The sequence below is a fragment of the Pantoea sp. genome (assembly GCF_039594315.1).
Classification (GTDB): domain Bacteria; phylum Pseudomonadota; class Gammaproteobacteria; order Enterobacterales; family Enterobacteriaceae; genus Pantoea.
The window spans coordinates 1-22,409 of sequence record NZ_JBCNNP010000058.1 but is presented as its reverse complement, the minus strand read 5'-3'; the positions used below and the strand labels follow the sequence as shown (position 1 = coordinate 22,409).

The window sequence follows — 22,409 nt, the reverse complement described above, 5'->3', positions numbered from 1 at the left end:
CGTTTTCATCCGGCGGGATGAATTTCTTCACTCCCTGCTGAGCCGTCTGCGTTGCCGCTTTGCCGTCTCAGTGGTGGCGCATTATAGGGAGTTATTCGCAGCTGACAAGGGTTTATTGCAAAAAAATACCTAAGCGCTACATTTTTAAGCGAACGCGTTAAAAACAGACATTTCCTGCCGGATTAACAAGCAAAATCGCCGTTTAGGCGGCACAAATCAGCGCCATCACCTTAAACACCAATGCTATTCTGTTTAACCACACGCAATTTCTTTTTATTGCAGGCTGACAATTATTAGAGAAGGATTTTCAATGATTCGCTCCGCGCGCAGTATGGCCGGTTTGCCCTGGATCGCCGCCATGGCGTTTTTCATGCAAGCCCTCGATGCCACTATTCTTAATACTGCGCTTCCCGCTATAGCCACCAGCCTTGAACGTTCCCCTCTTGCCATGCAATCCGCCGTCATTAGTTACACGCTAACGGTGGCCATGCTGATTCCGGTCAGTGGCTGGTTGGCTGATCGCTATGGCACGCGCAAAATCTTCATCTTTGCGGTATCGCTGTTTACGCTGGGATCGTTGGCCTGTGCTTTATCGGGTTCGCTAGGCATGTTGGTGGTTTCACGCGTGATACAAGGAATTGGCGGCGCGATGATGATGCCGGTTGCGCGATTAGCACTATTGCGTGCTTATCCGCGCAGTGAACTGCTGCCTGTTTTGAACTTCGTTACCATGCCTGGCTTGGTTGGCCCGATTCTCGGCCCAATGCTCGGCGGCTTGTTAGTCACCTATGCCAGCTGGCATTGGATATTCCTGATCAACATTCCTATCGGCATTGCAGGCATCTTTTACGCACGCAAATACATGCCCGACTTCACCACGCCGAAACGTCGCTTCGATTTTTTAGGCTTCCTGCTGTTTGGTGTTGGCTTAGTGCTGATTTCCGTGGGTATCGAGCTGTTTGGAGAACGCGTGGTTCTGCCGTGGCAAGCCATCTTGGTACTGCTAAGCGGCGTGCTGTTATTGCTTCTATATATAGTGCACGCGCGTCGTCATCCGGCACCGCTGATTAATTTGCCGATGTTTAAAACCCGCACCTTCTCAGTCGGCATCATTGGTAACATCGCCTCACGCTTAGGCACCGGGTGTATTCCGTTCCTGATGCCGTTGATGTTACAGGTGGGCTTTGGCTATCCAGCGATTATTGCTGGTTGCATGATGGGGCCAACCGCGATTGGCGCGCTGCTGGCAAAATCCACGGTGACGCAAATACTGCGCCGTTTAGGTTATCGAAGAACATTGGTGGGTATCACTATCATTATTGGTCTGCTGATCGCCACTTTTGCACTGCAATCGCCGGGCGGCAGCGTGGTGATGTTACTGGCAGCGCTGTTGATTCTTGGCATGGCGATGTCCACGCAGTTCACGGCGATGAACACCATTACGCTGGCAGATTTAAATGATGAGAACGCCAGCGGCGGAAATAGTGTGTTGGCGGTAACGCAGCAGCTTTCAATTAGCTTTGGTGTCGCCGTCAGCGCCGCGGTGTTGCGCTTCTATCAAGATTTCGAAGCGACCACCGTACAGCAATTCCACGCCACTTTCCTGACGATGGGCATTGTCACTGTGTTGTCAGCCTTCACCTTTATGATGTTGCGCCCCGGCGATGGTCGTAATCTGATCGCCAACCGCGATAAAAAGAAGAAAAGCGCTTAAACCGAACCACGCTCCACCAGCTCCGGCGTCAGCACCAGCGTTTGCTGACTGGCATCGGGGTCGCTCATGCGATGTATCAAGGTGTCGATCGCCAATTCACCCAGCTCATCTTTCGGTTGATGGATGGTGCTCAGTGGCGGCGTGAGGTAACGCGCCAGTTCAATGTTGTCGTAGCCCATCACCGCCATATCCTGCGGCACGCGCAATCCGGCCTGGAACAACGCATGGTACACGCCCACCGCCATCGCATCGTTGCTGGTAAACACCGCTTCCGGCGGGGTATCCAGCGCCAAAAGCAGGTTCATAGCATTAAAACCGCCCTGAAACTCGAAATCACCATCGACAACGTAGCCTTCTGGCACCATTAATCCGCTATTCGCCATCGCATTATGGAAACCTTGCAAGCGCATGCGCGAAGGCGTTTTGTCCAGCGGCCCGGCGATGCAGGCGATGCGCTTATAGCCGCGATCAATCAGATGCTGAGTGGCCAATTCGCCGCCCAGCAGCGCATTGTCCTGAATGATATCGCCGCGCCCTTCAAAAGGCGCCCAATCCATCATCACCATCGGCACTGAAGGATAACGATTAAGGATCTCCGCCGAGGGCAAATGGGTTTCGGTGCACATCATCAGCAAACCATCGACGCGTTTTTGCATCAGCGTTTCCAGGCTGCGATTCATGCGTTCTTCGTCGCCTTCGGTATTGCATAGAATCAAACTGTAGCCGCGTTCATAGCAGCTATTTTCCACGCCACGTACCACTTCGGAATAGAACGGGTTGCTGCTTGCCGTCAGCAACATGCCAATGGTGCGGGTTTGTTTGAGTTTCAGGCTGCGAGCCAAGGCAGAAGGCGCATAATTCAGCTCGCGAATCGCCTGATTGACCTTTTCCCGTACCTGCTCGCTAACAAAGCGATTGTTATTGATCACGTGCGAGACGGTGGAGGTTGATACGCCCGCCAAACGGGCGACATCTTTCATAGTAGCCAAGCGCTTAGCCCTGTTGTTGCAGGAACGCGTCGATCTCAGTGCGCCACGGCACTGAGGGCTGTGCGCCCGGACGCGTCACCGCAATCGCCGCCGCCGCATGGGCAAAACGTACCGCATCATGCATCGGGACATCTTCTAATCGCGCGGTAATAAACGCGCCATTAAAGGTATCACCCGCTGCGATAGTATCGATGGCTTGCACACTGAAGCCGGGAATACGCACGCCATTGCCTTGCTCGCTCAGCCATACGCCACGACGCCCCAAGGTGATTAACACCGTGTGAATGCCTTTCGCATGCAAAGCCTGTGCAGCGCGCGCCGCATCTTCATCACTTTTCACCGCGATGCCGGTGAGAATTTCCGCTTCGGTTTCGTTCGGCGTGATGATATCGATCAGCGCCAGCAATTCGTCGGAGAGTTCGGTGGCAGGTGCGGGATTGAGGATCACTTGCGTCTGCTGCGCGCGGGCGATTTTCGCCGCGGCTAAAACACTTTCCAGCGGTGATTCAAGCTGCATCAGCACCGCGTCTGCATCAGCAATAACCTGTTGATGGCGCGCCACGCAATCTGGCGTCAGCGCCGCATTCGCCCCGGAATAGATGCCAATATTATTTTCACCTTCGCCATTCACGAAGATCATCGCCACGCCGGTGGCTTCATCAACCACGGTTTCAACCGGCGCGGTATCAATGCGGTCTTGCTGCAATTGTTGGCGGATGCGCTCGCCAATATCATCGGCGCCCACGCAAGCAATAAAAGCAATGTCAGCGCCAGCACGTCCGGCAGCAACCGCCTGATTGGCACCTTTGCCGCCAAAGGCAATTTGATACTGTTTCCCGATCACCGTTTCGCCCGGACGCGGGAAGTGGGCGAGATTGAGGATGTGATCGGCATTGATGCTACCGAGAACGGCCAGTTTTGCGCTTTTGCTCATTGGGATTCATCCAGAAAGATGCGCCACCGGGAAGGTGGCGCGTTGCCCTGCTTTTCTTTACTTATTATTTGGTTACTAGCTTCAGGTCAACCGGATTCACCGATTGCACCTTCTCGCCTTTCAAGACTTTATCGGCAGTTTGCACGCCAATCATGCCGATCTTGTCTGGCATCTGCGCCACAGTGGCGGTCAGTTTACCTGATTCAACGGCTTTCACACCGTCAGCGGTGCCATCAAAACCCACCACCAGCACATCGGTTTTGCCGGCAGTTTGCAATGCACGCAGCGCGCCCAGCGCCATTTCATCGTTCTGAGCAAACACGGCCTGCACATCTGGATGTCCTTGCAGCAGGTTCTGCATCACGTTCAAACCTTTAGTACGGTCGAAGTCAGCAGGTTGACTCGCCAGGATATTGAATTTGTGTGCATCAGCCGCCTGTTTGAAACCTTCGCCACGTTCGCGCGCCGCAGACGTACCGGCAATGCCTTGCAGTTCAATAATTTTCGCGCCATCGCCAAGTTTTTTGGCAATGAAGTCACCGGCCATTTTGCCGCCGAAACGGTTGTCTGAGGCGACGTGGCTCACGACGGTACCTTGCGCTGCCACGCGGTCCAGGGTGATGACTGGGATGTTGGCCTGGTTCGCCATTTTCACCGCGTTACCTACCGCATCAGAATCGGTTGGGTTGATCAGCAGCAGCTTGGTGCCACGTACCGTTAAGTCCTGCACGTTCGCCAGCTCTTTCGCCGGGTTGTTCTGTGAATCCAGCACCACGAGGTTATAACCCAGTTGGTCAGCTTCTTTCTGTGCGCCATCTTTCAGAGACACAAAGAACGGATTATTCAGAGTCGATACGACCAGAGCAATGGTGTCCTTTGCCATCGCGCCAGCACTGAGGGTGGCGCCAAGAATGACAGCCAATGCAGTTAACTTTTTCATTGTTAAATCCTGTGTGAGGGTCAGAGTTATTTACTGCTTTTGTTATCCACCAGCACCGCTAGCAGAATGACAACGGCTTTAACAATCATCTGGTAATAGGAAGAGACGCCCATCAGATTCAAACCGTTGTTAAGGAAACCGAGGATCAGCGCACCAATCAGCGTACCCATGATGCGGCCTTTGCCGCCCGCCAGGCTGGTGCCGCCCAGCACCACCGCCGCAATCGCATCCAGTTCATAACCGGTGCCCGCTGTCGGTTGCGCAGAAGAGAGGCGTGCCACTTCGATGGTGCCCGCTAAAGCTGCCAACAGGCCGCACAGCGAATAGACAATGATTTTGACGCGATTAACGTTGATGCCAGACAAGCGCGTCGCCGCTTCGTTGCCGCCCAGCGCATAGATGTAGCGGCCAAGACGGGTGTGATGCAGCATGTACCACGCCAGCGCGAACACGATCACCATCAACCAAACCGGCGTTGGAATGCCCAACGGGCGGCCAATACCGAACCAGCCAAATAGATCGGCGTTATCGTTAAAACCGGTATTGATTGGGCTGCCGTTGGTGTAAACCATGGTGACGCCACGCAGCAGCAACATCATCACCAGTGTGGCGATAAACGCTTGCACCTTGCCGCGCGCCACGATCACGCCGGTAATGCCGCCAATTGCCGCGCCCAACGCCAGCGAAGCCGCCACCGCCACCAGCGCATTCACTTCCAATCCGACAATCGATGCCGCCACCGCGCCGGTCAGCGCCAACAGCGATCCCACGGATAAATCAATGCCTGATGTCAGAATCACCAACGTCATGCCGACTGCCATAATGGCGTTAACCGACGTTTGCTGGAGAATGTTGAACATGTTGGCCAGCGTGAAGAAATTCGGACTCTGGCTGGCGACCACGGCGATCAGCACAATCAACGCAATCAGTGATTTCTGCTCCAGCAGCCAGGCTTTGCTGAACCAGCGACGGCTGGCGGGTAAGGTTTGGGTACTCATACAACTAACTCCTCGCTGTGTTGCTTACCGACTGCCGCCGCCATCAGAGATTCCTGGGTAGCTTGCTCACGGGAAAATTCGCCACTCAGATGGCCTTCATGCATCACCACAATGCGATCGCTCATGCCCAACACTTCCGGCATTTCCGACGACACCAAAATGATGCTCAGCCCTTCGGCTTTAAACTGGTTAATTAATTGATAAATTTCTTTTTTCGCGCCAACGTCCACGCCACGCGTCGGTTCATCAAGGATCAACACATCCGGACGCGTCATTAAGCCGCGCGCAATCGCCACTTTCTGCTGATTACCGCCAGAAAGCAGGCCGATTGGCTGCTCCATTGAGGGCGTTTTGACGTTGAACAAACGGATAAAATCACCCACCGCCAGCTGCTCGTCACTGTGGCGCAGATTGCCCGCGCCGGTGCTGAAATAACGCAGCGCAGTCAGCGACATGTTCTCTTTCACCGACATGCCCAGCACCAAACCATCGCGCTTGCGATCTTCGGAGATATAAACGATACCGTTGGCTAATCCATCTTGCGGTGAACGGGTAGTGATTTCGCGGCCATTGAGCGTGACTTTGCCTTTGCTGCGCGGCAGCGCGCCGTACAGCACTTTCATTAATTCGGTACGTCCCGCGCCCATCAGGCCGGATACGCCTAGAATTTCGCCTTTGCGCAGCGTGAAGCTCACATCATCCACACCCGGCCCGCTGAGATTTTCAACTTTCAGACGGATTTCACCCGGTTGTTGATCGATACGCGGATATTGATCCTCCAGCTTGCGACCAACCATCATCTCGATCAGGCTCTCTTCGCTAAGATCGCTCACCGCACGCTCGGCAATAAATTGCCCATCACGGAACACGGTAACGTCATCGCAAATTTCGAAGATCTCTTTCATGCGGTGCGAGATATAGACGATGCCGCAGCCTTGCGCTTTTAGCTCGTTGATGACGCGAAACAGCGACAGCGTTTCGGTATCAGTGAGCGCGTCGGTAGGTTCATCCATAATGATGACTTTGGATTCGAAGCTGAGCACCTTGGCGATCTCGACCATTTGCTGATCGCCAATCGACAAATCGCCCACCAGCTTGTGGCTGTTGAAACGCAGGTTCAGGCGCTGCAATAGCGCATCCGCTGCGGCATACATCTTTTTCCATTCGATGCGGCCAAAGCGGTTAACGAATTCACGACCGAGGAAAATATTCTCAGCAACCGAGAGTTGCGGAATCAGGTTGAGTTCCTGATGGATGATGCCAATGCCGGCTTCCTGTGACGCTTTTGGCCCAGAGAACACCACATTTTCACCCAGCCACTTCATGATGCCGGCATCCATGCTGTAAATGCCGGTGAGCACTTTCATCATGGTGGATTTGCCGGCACCGTTTTCGCCGACCAACGCCATCACGCGGCCCGGATAAACCGCCAGCGATGCGCCATTCAACGCCTTCACGCCGGGGAACGATTTTTCAATCCCTTTGAGTTGCAATAACGGTTGCATAACGGCCTCAGAAGGTCACGCCAGCGCTCAGGATGACATTCGCATACGGAGAACACTCTCCGCTGCGAATGACCGCCTGACTACGCTGAGTTTGTTGTTTGAACTGTTCATGGCTGATGTAACGGATGGTGATGACATTTCCCTGGTGCTGTTGCAAGGCGTCGAGCACGGCGAGCAGTGCGCTGTGGAGCTGCGGATTGTGTTGCTTGATCTCCTCCGCCATTAAGGCGCTTTCGACCTGCATCTCCTGCGTGATGACGTCCACCACCTGTAAAAATTCAGGCGTACCCGGCGTTAACGCCAGATCGATGCGCTGTGGACCCGCCGGAATCGGCAAGCCTGCATCGGCAATCGTCAACGTATCGGTGTGCCCAAGGCGGGCTATCACATGAGAGACTTCAGCGTTTAACAAGCGACCTTTTTTCATTTCTTCCACTCCACAGCGAAACGTTTCGCTGAGCGGGAGTGTATAAAATGCACGAGGCAACTCAATCGCGACATCACGGAAATGTGATCGCCATCGAAACGTTTCGCTTGTGCCGGGAATAATTTGAGTTTGGGGGGAATGGGAGCCGACTGCGCAGCTCCCTAAGCGAAATTATGGCAGTTTGCGTACTTGTTTAACGTCCAGTTCGATGGAGTTGAAATCCTTATCCAGCTTGCCGGTCAACTCGACCTGATCCTTTGGCGTTATGGTCAAACCGTTCCAGCGTTTGTGGTCAATTTCCACCTTCATGGTGCCGCTGGCGTCGCGAAATTGATAATCCTCATCACCGATCTGCTTTTCTAAATGACCACGCACGGTGATCCAGCTGTCATCTTTCATCTCTTCGGCTTGCTTCACGGTAACAATGCTCACATCACCCGCCTGGAAGCCGCCGGTTTTCGCTTGAGCCGTTGGCGCATTAGGATCAACAAAGCCACCTTGTTGTGCGGCCAAAACTGGCGTGGCGGCTAACATAACAATCGCAATCAGTGCGGCTGACTTTTTCATATTTTCACCTCTTTTCCATGAATGTGTGGTTTACGGCAGCTATTTCATCACAAGGTTCTTAACAGGATCTTAAGAGAACCGGACATGCAAAAATTCATGAAAAATAGTCCATTTGCGGCCATTTTCGCTGTACAAGCGCCATTGTGCTTCGTATAACTCCGCATAATACAAGGAGAACTGATGCGCATTTTACTGATTGAAGATGACTCGCTAATCGGCGACGGTTTGAAAGTCGGGCTGACCAAACTCGGCTTTACCGTGGATTGGTTTGTCTCAGGTGAAAGCGGTTTTCAAGCATTGGCAGCCGCGCCCTGGGATGCGGTGGTGTTAGATTTGTCGCTGCCGGAACGCGATGGTTTAGACATCCTGCGTCAATGGCGCCAACAAGGACAGGATGTGCCGGTGCTGATCCTCACCGCGCGCGATGCGCTGGATCAGCGGGTGCAAGGCTTACAACTGGGTGCCGACGATTATCTGTGCAAGCCGTTTGCGCTAACGGAAGTGGCTGCACGTTTGCAGGCATTGATTCGCCGTCGTCACGGGCAACTACAACCTGAGTTAAAACACGGCAAGATGGTGATGATACCCGGCAGCAATTGCGTGCAAATCGACGGTGAAGCCGTGAGCATGAAAAGCCGCGAACTGGCGCTACTCGAGTTATTCCTGCGCAATCCGGGTCGCGTGTTGACGCGCAGCCAATTAGAAGAGAAGTTGTATAGCTGGGACGATGATGTCTCCAGCAATGCAGTGGAAGTGCATATCCACCATCTGCGAAAAAAACTCGGCAGTCAGTTTATTCGGACCGTTCACGGCGTGGGATACACCTTAGGTGCGGCGGAATGAGTCTTTTCCTGCGCCTCGCCATCGGCTTTGTGCTGCTGATTTTGATTTGTGGTGGCCTTGCCACTGTCAGCGCATGGCACCAAACGCGCGATAAGGTCGACGAGCTGTTTGATACCCAACAAATGCTGTTCGCCAAACGTTTGATTGCACTCGATCCCACTTCACTGCACGAAGTGACGTTGCCGAAAACCAAGTCTATCCTGCGCCATCATCGCGGCGATCAGGATGACGATGCGCTGGCGTTTGCCATTTTTAGCGCTGAGGGTCAGCCGCTGCTGAATGATGGAGAGAACGGCCGCGATCTTCAGTTTGATTATCGCCGCGATGGTTTTACCGATGGACGCTTGCGCGGTGATAAAGACAGCTGGCGGCTATTGTGGCTGACTTCAGCGGATAAACGCTATCGCGTGGTGGTTGGCCAGGAGTGGGAATACCGCGACGATATGACACGCGATTTGGCGCTCAGCAGTTTGCTGCCATGGTTGATCGCCATCCCATTGATGTTGCTGTTTTTACTCGCGCTGGTGTGGTTCGAACTGCGTCCATTGAAACAATTGACGACCAAGTTACATCAGCGAGCACCGGATGATGCCACGCCGCTCTCTGAAGCGCGCTTGCCAAAAGAGGTGAAACCGTTGGTGGCCGCACTCAATGGTTTGTTCAGTCGCATGGCAGAATTGGTGCAGCGCGAACGGCGTTTTACCTCCGATGCCGCGCATGAACTGCGTAGCCCGTTGGCGGCGTTGCGGGTGCAAAGTGAAGTGATTCAGCTGGCAGATGACGATGAGGCAATGCGCAAACGCGCACTGCAGCAATTGGATAGCGGCATCGTGCGTGCCACGCGGCTGGTGGATCAACTGCTGACGCTTTCCCGCGTGGAAGCGGATGATCTGCGCAGCGAGTTTCAGCCGGTCGCATTGGCTCCGCTGCTGCAAAATTTACTGGCCGAACATTTCCCGCAAGCAGAGCAACAGCATATTGAACTCGCATTTAACGGTCACGCAGAACCGGTGATGAACGGTCACCCACTGTTGTTGAGTTTACTGGTGCGCAATCTGCTGGATAACGCGCTGCGCTATTCACCGGCTGGCAGCACAGTTCAAATCCAGCTCGATCAGCGCGCCATCATCGTTGAAGATAACGGGGCTGGTGTCAGTGAAGAACAATTAGCGCGCTTAGGTGAGCGCTTCTGGCGGCCGCCAGGGCAAGCACAAAGCGGTAGCGGACTGGGATTATCGATCGTGAAGAATATTGCGCAGTTGCACGGTATTCGGCTGGTGTTCAGTCACGCGGCACAGGGAGGGCTGCGCGTCACCTTGAGCTGGTGACGCGCAGTACGTTAAATCTCGACCTGCGTGCCCAATTCGATCACGCGATTGGGTGGGATTTCAAATTGATCCGGCGCACGCAGCGCATTGCGTTGCAGCGCGAGGAACAGCTTGCCGCGCAGGCGCAGATACCACGGACGATCGCCAATAATCAGCGATTCATGCGACATAAAGAACGAGGTTTCCATCATGCGGCAGTTAAGACCTTCAAGACCGCAGCGGTGGAAAATCTCTTCCACGTTCGGGGTTTCACGCCAGCCGTAGCTTGCCACCACACGCCAGAACGTCGGCGACAACTGCTCGATGGTGACGCGACGTACGTTATGCACGTATGGCGCATCTTCGGTACGCAAGGTCAGCAACACCACGCGCTCATGCAGCACTTTGTTGTGCTTGAGATTATGCAGCATGGCAAACGGGATGACGTTCAGTGCACGCGACATATAAACCGCTGTGCCAGGCACGCGTACCGGCGGCGATTTCTCCAGCGAGGCAATCATCGCTTCCAGTGAATTGCCGTGTTCATGCATACGACGCAGCAAACGGAAGCGCTCGCTCTTCCAGGTGGTCATGACGATAAACATCACCAGCGCCAGCGTCAGTGGCAACCAACCGCCCGAGAACACTTTGATCAAGTTGGCGGAGAACAGCGAAACGTCGATACACAGCATGGCAATCAGAATCAGAATCACCAAATAGCGGTTCCAGTGCCAGTTTTGAATCGCCACGGTGGAGCACAGAATAGCAGTCAGCACCATGGTGCCGGTGACCGCGATACCATACGCTGCCGCCAGATTACTTGAGTGCTCAAACCCAACAATCACGATGACGACGGAGAAGTAGAGCAACCAGTTGATCACCGGAATGTAGATCTGACCCGACTCTTCTTCTGAGGTGTGTACGATGCGCATCGGTGGCAAATAGCCCAAACGCACCGCCTGGCGGGTTAACGAGAACACGCCTGAGATAACGGCTTGTGAAGCGATGACGGTGGCTAACGTCGCCAGAATCAACATTGGGATCAGCATCCAATCTGGCGCCAGCAGGAAGAACGGGTTCTTGATCGCTTCAGGATGTTTGAGCAACAGCGCGCCCTGACCAAAGTAGTTCAGCACCAATGACGGCAGCACCACAATGAACCAGGCAAGACGAATCGGGAATTTGCCGAAGTGGCCCATATCGGCATACAGCGCTTCCACGCCGGTAATCGCCAGCACCACCGCACCCAGCGCGAAGAAGGAAACGGTTTTATATTCGATGAAGAAGTGCACCGCCCAATACGGGTTCATGGCGTGCAACACGTCGGGATTGTCGATGATGCTACGCGCACCGAGCACCGCCAACACCAAAAACCACAGCAACATCACCGGAGCGAACAGCTTGCCAACAATGCCGGTGCCGTGCTTTTGAATCACGAATAACAACGTCAGTACCGCAATCGCTAGCGGCACGATATAGGCATCGAGGCTCGGAGCAGCAATTTCCAGACCTTCTATCGCGGAGAGCACCGAAACCGCCGGCGTGATCACCACCTCACCATAGAAGAAGCTGCCGCCAATCAGGCCCATTATCACCAGAATCGCCGTGGCTCTGGCGCCAGTATGGCGGCCAGCCAACGACATCAACGTCAAGATGCCGCCTTCACCGGCGTTATCCGCACGCATCACGTAGCTGATGTATTTAAGTGAAACCACCAGAATCAGCAGCCAGAAGATCAGCGAAAGGAAGCCAAAAACCGCTTCGCGTTCAACGCCAAAACCAAACTGACCGGAAAGACATTCACGCAATGTATACAGCGGGCTGGTGCCGATATCGCCATACACCACGCCAATCGCAGCGAGTGTGACTGCCCCAAGGGACTGTTTCTTATCCGAGCTCATAAGTTGTCTTTTGTTGGAGCCGATGAGGCATTTGCCTACCGCTCAAGCCATCAAAAAGCGCACAGTATGCACATATTCCCAAAAAAACCTACTCTTACAAAGTGTCATTAGTCCGCCAGTGACGCGGTTTTTCGCCGAAATTCGGCCCAAAAAACCGCGGGAAGCGGCGAGTTCTCTCGCATCAACCTTCTGAAACAAAAAAGCTGACGGCTATCAACGCAATCGCGCATGATAATCAGTAGAGTATTGCGCTCGCCAAATTTGACGGCACCAGGATCAAAAGGACAATGATGTGATTATGGCTCAACCCCATCTTTTGGCAGAAAGAATTTCTCGCCTGAGCAACGCTCTGGAAAAAGGGCTGTACGAACGCCATCATGCGATCCGCCTCTGCCTGCTCGCCGCATTGAGCGGTGAAAGCGTGTTTCTGCTCGGGCCGCCGGGCATCGCGAAAAGCTTGATTGCCCGCCGCCTGAAATATGCCTTCCAACACGCCCGCGCTTTTGAATACCTGATGACCCGTTTTTCCACTCCAGAAGAAGTGTTTGGCCCTTTGTCGATACAGGCGCTGAAAGATGAAGGGCGCTATCAGCGATTAACCAAAGGTTATCTGCCGGATGCTGAAATCGTCTTCCTCGACGAGATCTGGAAAGCTGGCCCTGCCATTCTCAATACCTTGCTGACCGCCATCAACGAACGTCGCTTCCGCAACGGCGACAGCGAAGAAAAAATCCCTATGCGCTTATTGGTCACCGCCTCCAACGAACTGCCCGAAGCGGATAGCGGTTTGGAAGCGTTGTATGACCGCATGCTGATTCGCCTGTGGCTGGATAACGTGCATGAGAAGCAGAACTTCCGCAGCATGTTGACCCACCAGCAAGATGAAAACGACAATCCGGTGATCGAGTCATTGCGCATCAGCGATGAAGAATATCATCAGTGGCAACAAGGCATTAGCCAGGTCAATTTGCCGGATAACGTGTTCGAATTGATTTATCAGCTGCGCCAGCAACTGGAAACGTTGCCGGATGCGCCTTACATCTCCGATCGTCGCTGGAAGAAAGCCATTCATTTATTGCAGGCCAGCGCCTTCTACAGCGGCCGCGTCACCATCGCGCCGATCGATCTGATTTTGCTGAAAGATTGTCTGTGGCATGACGTCGCCTCAATGAAGATGCTGGATCGTGAAATCGATGCGCTGATCACTCAACATGCGTGGCAGCAACAGCCGCTACTGCACAAATTGCAGCAAATCAAAGGACGTCGTTTAGCGCTGCAACAGCAGCAAAGCGTGGCGCAAGCGCTGACGCTGGAAAAACACAGCGGCATGTTCAGCCGTAAACCGCACTATGAATTGCCGGAATCGATGAGCGATGAACAGCTGACATTGATGCTGCAACAGCCGCTGATGCTGCACGATATGCAAGTTACGCACGTGCTGATTGGCCGCGAAGCGTTGAATCAATGGCTGCTGAAAGGCGGTGAAATTCGCGGCAAGCTTAACGGTATTGGTTTTGGTCAGACGCTGGATCTGCTGGTGGATACGCATCATTGCCTGACGCTGCGTGATGTCAGCCTGCAATCGACACGTCTAACCTTGCCGGGGGCCAGCAACAGTAGCGAAATGCCGCAAGAGATCGTGGATGAATATGATGCGCTAGAAACTCAGCTGCGTGCTCAACGTACGCTGTTTAGCCAGCATCAGCGCTGCTTGTTCATTAGCGATGATTGGTTGGCGCGCATTGAAACCAGCCTGCAAGATGTAGCAGAACAGCTGAAACAGGCGAGAAAATGATCTCGCTGGAGGCGCTGAGCACGCTTTTATCGATTGGCGAAACCGAGTTAATCGAAGAGTTGATTTTAGCGCTGCTCGCCTCGCCGCAGTTGGCATTGTTCTTCGAAAAATTTCCGCGTATGAAGCAGGCGCTGATGCGCGATCTGCCACGCTGGCGATCAGAAATCGCCGAGCAGATCAAAGTCACGCCGGTGCCGGAAGCGCTGGCGCACGAGTTTCAGATGTTTCAACAAATGCAGTTACTGAGTAATTCTGATTTCACCCGCCAGTTACCCAACATCATGACGCAGCTGAAAAGCCTGCCGTCGCCATTCATTGAAGAAGCCAGCAAACTGTTGCTGCATGCGGAAAGCGAGCAACTCAGCAGCGCACAGCACACGCTGTTTTTACAGCGCTGGCGGCTGAGCCTGACGCTGCAAACGCTAACGTTGAACGAAACCATTCTGGAAGAGCAGCGTGAACGGTTGATGGCGGAATTACAGCAGCGCATGGCGATTAGCGGTCAACTGGCACCGATTCTGACTGATGATGATGAAGCAGCAGCCGGGCGTTTGTGGGATTTGAGCAAAGCGCCGCTGCAACACGGCGATTATGAGCTGATCGTGCAATACGGTGATTTTCTCGCGCAGCAGCCAGAACTGATGAAACTGGCGCAGCAGTTGGGCCGCAGTCGTGAAGCCAAATCGGTGCCATCGCAGGATGCACCGCTGGAAGAGTTTCATCAGTTAGTGCGTGAACCGGACAATGTGCCGGAAGAAGTCAGCGGTATTCATCAAAGTGATGACGTGTTGCGCCTGCTGCCGCCCGAGTTGGCGGCGCTGAGCATCAGCGAGTTGGAGCTGGAGTTCTATCGTCGATTGGTGGAAAAACGCTTGCTGACTTATCGCTTACAGGGCGATGCGTGGCACGAGAAAGTCACCATGAGCCCGGTCAGCCACCAGCAACATGAAGAGCAACCGCGCGGCCCGTTTATCGTCTGCGTCGATACTTCTGGTTCGATGGGCGGTTTTAACGAACGCTGTGCCAAGGCGTTTTGCCTCGCATTGTTAAAAGTCGCTTTGGCGGATAAGCGCCGCTGCTACATCATGTTGTTCGCGCATGAAGTGATCGGCTATGAACTGACCGCCGATAACGGCATTGAGCAGGCGATTCGCTTCCTGAGCCAGCGTTTTCGCGGCGGCACCGATCTCGCCGCCTGTCTCGCCGCGGTGGTGAAACGCATGGAAGGTAGCGCGTGGCAGGAAGCGGATGCGGTGATCGTGTCAGATTTTATTGCCCAACGATTGCCAGACGACGTAGTCAGCACCATCAAGCAGCGCCAGCGCCAATATCAACAACGCTTTCACGCTGTTGCCATGTCGCTGCACGGCAAACCCGGCATTTTGCGCATCTTCGATCACATCTGGCGCTTTGATACCGGCTTGAAAAGCCGCCTGTTGCGCCGCTGGCAGCGCTAATTCATCAGACGGAAATGCTTATTTGCTATAGTGATAAGTTCGCACACAGAGCAATTGGAGCATCACGTGACCACCGCCAAACTTCCCGCACCGACGCAAACGCTGCGACTTTCCGGCCAAAACTCCGAACAAAAACGGGCCGATCTGCTGGCGTATTTCACCCAAACCTGGGAACTGTATGAGAGCTTGTTTGATTGCCTGGCCGACGATCGCGCCTGGTTCAATAAAGCTATTTCGCTGCGCCATCCGCTGATCTTCTATTTTGGCCACACCGCAACTTTCTACATTAATAAGTTGATGGCGGGCCGCTATCTGGAAAACCGCGTAGACGATCGTATCGAAGCGATGATGGCGATTGGCGTGGATGAAATGAGTTGGGACGATCTCAACGACAGTCATTACGATTGGCCGACCATCGCTGAAGTGCGCGACTACCGCGGCAAAGTGAAAAGCCTGGTGAGTGAATTCATTCGCAGCATGCCGCTGGATTTGCCGATCAACTGGGAAAGCCCTGCTTGGGTGGTGCTGATGGGCATCGAACACGAGCGTATTCACCTGGAAACTTCCAGCGTACTGATCCGCCAGCTACCGATTGCCTGGGTAAAACCGCAGCCGCATTGGCCGGTTTGTCCGCAGGCACGCCACGATCGTCATTCGGTGCCTGCAAATACGCTGATCGCCATGCCTGGTGGCCGCGTACAACAAGGTAAAACGGACGATACCTACGGTTGGGATAATGAATACGGCAATCAGCAAACCGAACTCAAGCCCTTCAAAGCCAGCAAAATGTTGGTGAGCAACGCCGAGTTTTATACCTTTATTGCTGCCGGCGGATACAACGATCGGCGTTGGTGGGATGATGAAGGTTGGGGCTGGCGCGAATTTTCTGGCGCGCAGATGCCCACCTTTTGGGTCGGCGATGAAAAGCTACCCGATCAGCTAAAACTGCGCGTGATGGCCGAAGAGATTGCCATGCCGTGGGATTGGCCAGCGGAAGTGAACCAACTTGAAGCCGCCGCGTTCTGCCGTTGGATGGCAGAAGAGACCGGCAAATCGGTTCAGCTTCCTTGCGAGGCCGAATGGGCGCAACTGCGTGAGCAGGTTAGCGGCGATCAACCGGATTGGATCGAGGCACCGGGCAATATCAATCTGGCGTATTGGGCGTCCTCCAGCCCGGTTGATCGCTTTGCCCAGGGTGATTTTTACGACATCGTCGGCAATGTCTGGCAGTGGACTACCACGCCGACCAACGGTTTCGAAGGCTTTAAGGTTCATCCGCTGTATGACGATTTCTCAACCCCGACCTTTGATGGCAAGCATGCACTGATCAAAGGTGGCAGCTGGATTTCTACCGGCAACGAAGCGCTGAAATCCGCACGTTACGCTTTCCGCCGTCATTTCTTCCAGCATGCTGGCTTCCGCTATGTGGTTTCCTCGCACGAAGAAACCATGGCGCTCAACCCTTATGAAACCGACAGCATGGTGTCGCAATATCTCGATTTCCAGTACGGACCGAGTTACTACGGCGTGGCAAATTACGCCGTCGCGCTGGTGGAAAAATTGCTGCCACACTGTGGAGCACGCGGCAAAGCGCTGGATATCGGTTGTGCCACCGGACGTGCCAGCTTTGAACTGGCGCGCTATTTCGATGAAGTCACCGGTATGGATTACTCGGCACGCTTTATCGATGTCGCGTTGCAACTGACTTCTGGCGAAGATTTCCGTTATGTGGTGCCGGAAGAAGGTGAGCTGGTGGAGTATCGTCAGGTACGGTTGAAGGAGTTTGATCTCGGTAGCGAGCAAGCGCAGCGCATCCAGTTTGTGCAGGGCGATGCCTGTAATCTCAAGCCGCAGCCGGATCGTTACGATTTGGTATTAGCGTCGAACCTGATCGATCGCCTGCGCCAGCCCAAACGCTTCTTACAGGACATCACTCCAATGATCCGTTCTGGCGGATTGCTGGTGCTGTCGTCACCGTACACCTGGCTGGAGGACTTCACGCCGAAGGAGAACTGGCTGGGCGGCGTGCGTGAGAATGGCGAAGCGTTAACCACCTATCAAGCGCTGCAACGTGAACTGCGCGATGCGTTCGACGAAGTCGCACCGCCACAGGATGTTCCATTCGTCATCCGCGAGACGGCGCGCAAATTCCAACATACCCAAGCGCAAGTCACCTTCTGGCGTAAGCGTTAAAAAAGCGTGCAGGCAGCGGCATGGCTGTTGTCTGCACCTTGCCTGCACCGCTAAATTGCTGCACATTCTCCTTTATTCATAGAAGAAGAACTCAACGAGGATGGACAATGGCGGAACACCTTCAGCTGGATAACCTGGATCGCGGCATCCTTAATGCGCTGCTGCAAAATGCGCGTACTGCTTACGCCGAGCTCGCCAAACAGTTCAATGTTAGCCCTGGCACGATTCATGTCCGCGTGGAAAAGATGCGTCAGGCCGGGATTATTTTGGGCACGCGCGTCGAGATCGATCCGCGTCAGCTTGGCTTCGATGTCTGCTGCTTTATCGGCATTATCCTCAAAAGCGCGCGCGATTATCCGGCAGCACTGAGCAAGCTGGAAGCATTGGATGAAGTGGTTGAAGCCTGGTACACCACAGGCCATTACAGCATCTTTATCAAAGTGATGTGCCGATCGATCGACGCCTTGCAACAAGTGTTGATCAACAAGATCCAGACCATCGACGAAATCCAGTCCACCGAAACCCTGATCTCCCTGCAAAACCCGATCATGCGCACCATCAAGCCTTGATCCCCAGCTAACTGTGCACAAACTTATCCCCGGCAGATCACGCGTACAACGTGACTTGCCGCCTGATGCTTTCTACTATTAACCCTGTTGTCCACAGGTGGATCACGGCTTGATCACAGCGTACAATGCTCGCCTTTAGTGCGGGAGAGCATCATGGCCGATATTACGTTAATCAGTGGAAGCACCCTTGGCAGCGCCGAGTATGTTGCCGAACATCTGGAAGAAAAATTACAGGAAGCAGGCTTCTCGACCGAGGTGCTACATGGCCCAGAGCTGGATGAGCTGCAACCTGAAGGTATTTGGCTGATTGTTACCTCCACGCACGGTGCCGGTGAACTGCCAGATAATTTGCTTCCTTTATATGAAGCACTACAAGAGACACAACCGGACCTTTCCGGCCTGCGTTATGGTGCGGTTGGCATCGGCAATCACGAATATGATCTTTTCTGCGGCGCGATCAAGCTGCTGGAAGAGCAATTGAACCAGTTGGGTGCTAAACGCATTGGCGATCGCCTGGAGATCGACGTGCTAGAGCATGAGATCCCAGAAGACGCGGCCGAAGTGTGGGTCGCAACGTGGAAAACGCAGATTTAAAACGATCTTAAGCGGTTGGGGATCGGGAATAAACGACGATCCCCAGTTTATTACGCTGTTTTTATCCGTTTATCACGCAATCAACTGTGGATAACATAGGCTTAATCTTGCGTATAACCGGTAGTTATCCAAAGAACAACGGTTGTTTCTTTTTTAGCCTGTGCATAAGTGTCACTTTTGATCCCAGCTTATACGGATCAGGATCACCGATCATTCACAGCAAACGATCCTCTCTAATTCACTGTTAAGTCATTGCTTTTCTGGGTTATCAACAGGCAGGCGCGATCCTAATAGTAGATCTAACAGAGAGATCATATAAAAGACTTAAGATCCTTTCTTTTAAAACCTCAGGATCCCGCGACTTTCGCCGCCGACAGAATTTCAGTAGAATCCACCGCCCAGGGCAACAATCCCTGTCCGAACATTCAACGAGGACCCACTTCATGTTTTATCCAGATCCTTTTGACGTCATCGTAATCGGTGGTGGTCATGCGGGCACAGAGGCCGCGATGGCCGCCGCTCGAATGGGTCAGCAAACCCTGTTACTCACCCATAACATTGATACGCTTGGACAAATGTCCTGTAATCCGGCGATCGGTGGCATCGGGAAAGGACATCTGGTTAAGGAAGTGGATGCCTTAGGCGGTTTGATGGCCACGGCAATTGATCAGGCAGGTATCCAGTTTAGGATACTAAACGCCAGCAAAGGCCCAGCGGTTCGCGCTACGCGTGCACAAGCAGACCGCGTGCTGTATCGCCAGGCGGTACGCACAGCACTGGAAAATCAGCCGAACCTGATGATCTTCCAGCAAGCGGTTGACGATCTGATTGTGGAAAACGATCGCGTGGTCGGTGCTGTGACGCAGATGGGTTTAAAGTTCCGCGCCAAAACCGTGGTGCTGACCGTCGGAACATTTCTCGATGGCAAAATCCATATTGGTCTGGATAACTACAGCGGTGGCCGTGCAGGCGATCCGCCGTCCATCCCACTGGCTAAACGCCTGCGTGCACTGCCATTGCGTGTAAACCGTTTGAAAACCGGTACGCCACCGCGTATCGACGCACGCTCAATTGATTTTTCAGTGCTGACACCTCAGCACGGTGATAATCCGATGCCGGTGTTTTCGTTTATGGGCAACGTTGCACAGCATCCACAACAGGTGCCGTGCTGGATCACTTATACCAACGAGCAAACTCACGATGTGATCCGCAATAACCTTGATCGCAGCCCGATGTATGCCGGGATCATCGAAGGGATCGGCCCGCGTTATTGTCCATCGATCGAAGACAAAGTGATGCGCTTTGCCGATCGTAACGCACACCAGATCTTCCTGGAGCCGGAAGGCTTAACCAGCAACGAGATCTATCCCAACGGCATCTCTACCAGTTTGCCATTTGATGTACAGATGCAGATCGTCCGTTCAATGAAAGGTTTGGAGAACGCCAAAATCGTGCGTCCTGGCTATGCCATCGAATACGATTTCTTCGATCCGCGTGATTTGAAGCCAACGCTGGAAAGCAAATTTATTCACGGCTTGTTCTTTGCTGGACAGATCAACGGCACCACCGGTTACGAAGAAGCGGCGGCGCAAGGTTTGCTGGCGGGTTTAAACGCCGCACGCGCATCTGCAGACAAAGAAGGTTGGGCACCACGCCGCGATCAAGCTTATCTCGGTGTGCTGGTTGACGATCTCTGCACGTTGGGTACCAAAGAGCCGTACCGCATGTTTACCTCACGCGCGGAATATCGCTTGATGCTGCGCGAAGACAACGCCGATCTGCGTTTAACTGAAACTGGCCGTGAATTGGGCCTGGTGGATGATGCGCGTTGGGCACGCTATAACCAGAAACTGGAAGCGATTGAGCAAGAACGTCAACGTCTGCGCGATCTGTGGGTGCATCCAAAATCTGACAACGTCGCTGAAGTGAATGCGGTGATCAGCGCTCCACTGACTAAAGAAGCCAGCGGTGAGGATCTGTTGCGTCGTCCTGAAATGACTTATCCATTGCTGACTTCACTTGCCAGCTACGGTCCAGCATTGCTTGATGAACAAGCCGCTGAGCAGGTGGAAATTCAGGTTAAATACGAAGGTTATATTGCGCGTCAGCAGGAAGAGATCGATCGCCAGCAGCGCAATGAAAACACCTTGTTGCCGGTTGAGCTCGATTATCGTCAGGTGAATGGCTTATCGAATGAAGTGATTGCCAAACTCAACGATCACAAACCGACTTCAATTGGCCAGGCATCGCGTATTTCTGGTATTACGCCAGCGGCGATCTCCATTTTGCTGATTTACCTGAAAAAACAAGGTCTGCTGCGTAAAAGCGCCTGATCGACTTCGGGGCGAGGCGACTCGCCCCCGTTAATGGAATTCTCCTCGTGATTAACAAACTCTCTTCGCTGCTGAATGCGGCAAACATTTCCCTTACCGATCAACAAAAACAACAACTGGTTGGCTATGTTGAGCTGCTGCATAAGTGGAACAAGGCCTATAATCTGACGTCGGTTCGCGACCCACAGCAGATGCTGGTTCGTCACATTCTCGATAGCGTGGTGGTTGAGCCGCATTTGCAGGGTGATCGCTTTATCGATGTGGGCACTGGACCGGGATTGCCGGGAATTCCGCTGGCGATTGTACGTCCGCAATCCCATTTCACACTGCTGGATAGCCTCGGCAAACGCGTGCGATTCTTGCGTCAGGTACAGCATGAGTTAGGGCTCACTAACGTCTCTCCGGTGCAGAGCCGCGTGGAAGAGTTTCCTTCTGAGCCGCCTTTTGATGGTGTCATCAGTCGCGCTTTTGCGTCGCTGGAAGATATGTTGAACTGGTGCCATCATTTACCGGGCAGTGAAGGGCGCTTTTATGCGCTGAAAGGTGTACGTCCAGACGATGAAATTTCCGCCTTGCCTGCGGGCTTTGCAGTGGAGAAAATTCAACCGTTGTTGGTGCCAGAGTTGGATGGTGAGCGCCATCTGGTGATCATTACTCGCCAATAGCCCTTAAAACGGTATGGATTTAAGCCAGTTCATGCCGTTTGTCTTAGTGTTTTCGTTGCATGAAAAATCAGCAATCGAACACTTTTAGTCAAAAGCTTTTATTCCGCAGGGCAGGGTGAGCGAGTTAACATTCACGCCGGAAATTATCCGAAAATTTTTGTTACATTTAACGATTAATTCACATTTCATTATCACTTAGATCACGTCTACACCGCTATTTCCGTTGCCAAATAATCACTGCTGAAAATATAACTCTGCAATAAATTGGCGTGCGTAATATCAGTTTTACGTTTTTATTGCAGCACATGATGTCAATAGAGTGTTTTCATCGAAAATTAACCTGCTTTGATTTCAGAATAATTCTAATTTACTGATTGGTAATGAATTTGCCCATTTTTGAAATCTTCATTTTCCTCTCTTAAACAAAATTACCCTGCTATTCATTGTTTATTATGTGATCTAAAGCACGCTTTAAAAGCAAGTTGAAAGCGCAATTTCAGACTTTCAGCGGAGCATTGCCAGAAGCCGATGTTTTGAAAAATAGCACTCTGGAAAGAAATTTAAATAATTGTTCACCTTTTCGCTACTTACCGATTGAAATCGCAGGTGGCGCCCGTATAATTTGCACGGCTTTTGCTGCTTGACTCAAATGAGTAAAGGCAGTCTTATACGACACGC

At 53.1% G+C, this 22,409-nt stretch carries 18 protein-coding genes; 10 read left to right on the top strand and 8 right to left on the bottom strand.

All coding sequences use genetic code 11. From position 1 onward, the window contains the following. Nucleotides 1-310 precede the first annotated feature (310 nt). Nucleotides 311-1,714, top strand: coding sequence for a multidrug transporter subunit MdtD (gene mdtD, locus ABDW13_RS20525; protein ID WP_343554387.1), 1,404 nt, complete (start codon nucleotides 311-313; stop codon nucleotides 1,712-1,714). Here mdtD and rbsR read toward each other — a convergent pair. From rbsR to ABDW13_RS20490, 7 genes are all read right to left on the bottom strand, one after another. Next, nucleotides 1,711-2,694 (bottom strand): ribose operon transcriptional repressor RbsR, encoded by a 984-nt coding sequence (gene rbsR, locus ABDW13_RS20520; protein ID WP_343554389.1) that lies wholly within the window; start codon nucleotides 2,692-2,694, stop codon nucleotides 1,711-1,713. The two genes, mdtD and rbsR, sit on opposite strands and share 4 nt — an antisense overlap. Nucleotides 2,695-2,707: 13 nt before the next feature. Then, complete coding sequence (rbsK, locus tag ABDW13_RS20515) at nucleotides 2,708-3,637, bottom strand: ribokinase (RefSeq protein ID WP_343554386.1); 930 nt, start codon at nucleotides 3,635-3,637, stop codon at nucleotides 2,708-2,710. 64 nt (nucleotides 3,638-3,701) lie between these two features. Continuing rightward, nucleotides 3,702-4,577, bottom strand: a complete 876-nt coding sequence (gene rbsB / locus ABDW13_RS20510) for a ribose ABC transporter substrate-binding protein RbsB (RefSeq protein ID WP_343554385.1) — start codon at nucleotides 4,575-4,577, stop codon at nucleotides 3,702-3,704. Nucleotides 4,578-4,603: 26 nt separating this feature from the next. Then, entirely contained in the window at nucleotides 4,604-5,575 is a 972-nt protein-coding gene (rbsC, locus tag ABDW13_RS20505) for a ribose ABC transporter permease (RefSeq protein ID WP_343554384.1), read from the bottom strand. Next, on the bottom strand, nucleotides 5,572-7,080 hold the full coding sequence (rbsA, locus tag ABDW13_RS20500; RefSeq protein ID WP_343554383.1) for a ribose ABC transporter ATP-binding protein RbsA: 1,509 nt from the start codon (nucleotides 7,078-7,080) through the stop codon (nucleotides 5,572-5,574). The genes rbsC and rbsA overlap by 4 nt, the downstream gene beginning before the upstream one ends. Before the next feature lie 7 nt (nucleotides 7,081-7,087). Beyond that, the gene (gene rbsD / locus ABDW13_RS20495) at nucleotides 7,088-7,507 is read right to left on the bottom strand and encodes a D-ribose pyranase (RefSeq protein WP_343554382.1); all 420 of its coding nucleotides are present in this window, start codon (nucleotides 7,505-7,507) and stop codon (nucleotides 7,088-7,090) included. Between the two features lie 171 nt (nucleotides 7,508-7,678). Beyond that, nucleotides 7,679-8,074 carry a YgiW/YdeI family stress tolerance OB fold protein gene (locus ABDW13_RS20490; protein ID WP_343554381.1) on the bottom strand — a complete coding sequence of 132 codons (396 nt, stop codon included), beginning with the start codon at nucleotides 8,072-8,074 and terminating at the stop codon, nucleotides 7,679-7,681. Between the two features lie 180 nt (nucleotides 8,075-8,254). Between ABDW13_RS20490 and qseB the strand changes: the two genes are divergently transcribed. Both qseB and qseC read left to right on the top strand, forming a co-directional pair. Further along, on the top strand, nucleotides 8,255-8,917 hold the full coding sequence (qseB, locus tag ABDW13_RS20485) for a quorum sensing response regulator transcription factor QseB (RefSeq protein WP_343554380.1): 663 nt from the start codon (nucleotides 8,255-8,257) through the stop codon (nucleotides 8,915-8,917). Further along, a complete protein-coding gene (gene qseC, locus ABDW13_RS20480; RefSeq protein WP_343554379.1) occupies nucleotides 8,914-10,245 on the top strand; it encodes a quorum sensing histidine kinase QseC in 1,332 nt (443 codons plus the stop codon). Before qseB ends, qseC begins: the two co-directional genes overlap by 4 nt. An 11-nt stretch (nucleotides 10,246-10,256) precedes the next feature. Here the strand turns inward: qseC and kup are convergent, their stop codons facing one another. Next, the gene (gene kup, locus ABDW13_RS20475) at nucleotides 10,257-12,125 is read right to left on the bottom strand and encodes a low affinity potassium transporter Kup (protein ID WP_343554378.1); all 1,869 of its coding nucleotides are present in this window, start codon (nucleotides 12,123-12,125) and stop codon (nucleotides 10,257-10,259) included. Nucleotides 12,126-12,423: 298 nt separating this feature from the next. On the opposite strand from kup, the gene ravA reads away from it, so the two are divergent. The 7 genes from ravA to rsmG all read left to right on the top strand — a co-directional run bounded on the left by ravA (nucleotide 12,424) and on the right by rsmG (nucleotide 21,731). Continuing rightward, nucleotides 12,424-13,920, top strand: a complete 1,497-nt coding sequence (gene ravA, locus ABDW13_RS20470) for an ATPase RavA (RefSeq protein ID WP_343554377.1) — start codon at nucleotides 12,424-12,426, stop codon at nucleotides 13,918-13,920. After that, nucleotides 13,917-15,377 carry an ATPase RavA stimulator ViaA gene (gene viaA, locus ABDW13_RS20465; protein ID WP_343554376.1) on the top strand — a complete coding sequence of 487 codons (1,461 nt, stop codon included), beginning with the start codon at nucleotides 13,917-13,919 and terminating at the stop codon, nucleotides 15,375-15,377. The genes ravA and viaA overlap by 4 nt, the downstream gene beginning before the upstream one ends. Before the next feature lie 66 nt (nucleotides 15,378-15,443). Then, nucleotides 15,444-17,570, top strand: coding sequence for a 5-histidylcysteine sulfoxide synthase (gene ovoA, locus ABDW13_RS20460; protein ID WP_343554375.1), 2,127 nt, complete (start codon nucleotides 15,444-15,446; stop codon nucleotides 17,568-17,570). 107 nt (nucleotides 17,571-17,677) lie between these two features. Then, nucleotides 17,678-18,139: a transcriptional regulator AsnC gene (gene asnC, locus ABDW13_RS20455; RefSeq protein ID WP_007893613.1), complete on the top strand. Its 462-nt coding sequence runs from the start codon at nucleotides 17,678-17,680 to the stop codon at nucleotides 18,137-18,139. Between the two features lie 153 nt (nucleotides 18,140-18,292). After that, nucleotides 18,293-18,733 (top strand): FMN-binding protein MioC, encoded by a 441-nt coding sequence (mioC, locus tag ABDW13_RS20450; RefSeq protein ID WP_343554374.1) that lies wholly within the window; start codon nucleotides 18,293-18,295, stop codon nucleotides 18,731-18,733. 443 nt (nucleotides 18,734-19,176) lie between these two features. After that, on the top strand, nucleotides 19,177-21,066 hold the full coding sequence (mnmG, locus tag ABDW13_RS20445) for a tRNA uridine-5-carboxymethylaminomethyl(34) synthesis enzyme MnmG (protein WP_343554373.1): 1,890 nt from the start codon (nucleotides 19,177-19,179) through the stop codon (nucleotides 21,064-21,066). A gap of 47 nt (nucleotides 21,067-21,113) precedes the next feature. Continuing rightward, nucleotides 21,114-21,731 carry a 16S rRNA (guanine(527)-N(7))-methyltransferase RsmG gene (gene rsmG, locus ABDW13_RS20440; RefSeq protein WP_343554372.1) on the top strand — a complete coding sequence of 206 codons (618 nt, stop codon included), beginning with the start codon at nucleotides 21,114-21,116 and terminating at the stop codon, nucleotides 21,729-21,731. The last annotated feature ends 678 nt before the right edge of the window (nucleotides 21,732-22,409 follow it).

Bases quoted from the DNA above. Each gene is read 5' to 3' on its own strand.
- mdtD (WP_343554387.1), top strand. From the start codon at position 311: ATGATTCGCTCCGCGCGCAGTATGGCCGGTTTGCCCTGGATCGCCGCC.
- rbsR (WP_343554389.1), bottom strand. From the start codon at position 2,694: ATGAAAGATGTCGCCCGTTTGGCGGGCGTATCAACCTCCACCGTCTCG.
- rbsK (WP_343554386.1), bottom strand. From the start codon at position 3,637: ATGAGCAAAAGCGCAAAACTGGCCGTTCTCGGTAGCATCAATGCCGAT.
- rbsB (WP_343554385.1), bottom strand. From the start codon at position 4,577: ATGAAAAAGTTAACTGCATTGGCTGTCATTCTTGGCGCCACCCTCAGT.
- rbsC (WP_343554384.1), bottom strand. From the start codon at position 5,575: ATGAGTACCCAAACCTTACCCGCCAGCCGTCGCTGGTTCAGCAAAGCC.
- rbsA (WP_343554383.1), bottom strand. From the start codon at position 7,080: ATGCAACCGTTATTGCAACTCAAAGGGATTGAAAAATCGTTCCCCGGC.
- rbsD (WP_343554382.1), bottom strand. From the start codon at position 7,507: ATGAAAAAAGGTCGCTTGTTAAACGCTGAAGTCTCTCATGTGATAGCC.
- ABDW13_RS20490 (WP_343554381.1), bottom strand. From the start codon at position 8,074: ATGAAAAAGTCAGCCGCACTGATTGCGATTGTTATGTTAGCCGCCACG.
- qseB (WP_343554380.1), top strand. From the start codon at position 8,255: ATGCGCATTTTACTGATTGAAGATGACTCGCTAATCGGCGACGGTTTG.
- qseC (WP_343554379.1), top strand. From the start codon at position 8,914: ATGAGTCTTTTCCTGCGCCTCGCCATCGGCTTTGTGCTGCTGATTTTG.
- kup (WP_343554378.1), bottom strand. From the start codon at position 12,125: ATGAGCTCGGATAAGAAACAGTCCCTTGGGGCAGTCACACTCGCTGCG.
- ravA (WP_343554377.1), top strand. From the start codon at position 12,424: ATGGCTCAACCCCATCTTTTGGCAGAAAGAATTTCTCGCCTGAGCAAC.
- viaA (WP_343554376.1), top strand. From the start codon at position 13,917: ATGATCTCGCTGGAGGCGCTGAGCACGCTTTTATCGATTGGCGAAACC.
- asnC (WP_007893613.1), top strand. From the start codon at position 17,678: ATGGCGGAACACCTTCAGCTGGATAACCTGGATCGCGGCATCCTTAAT.
- mioC (WP_343554374.1), top strand. From the start codon at position 18,293: ATGGCCGATATTACGTTAATCAGTGGAAGCACCCTTGGCAGCGCCGAG.
- mnmG (WP_343554373.1), top strand. From the start codon at position 19,177: ATGTTTTATCCAGATCCTTTTGACGTCATCGTAATCGGTGGTGGTCAT.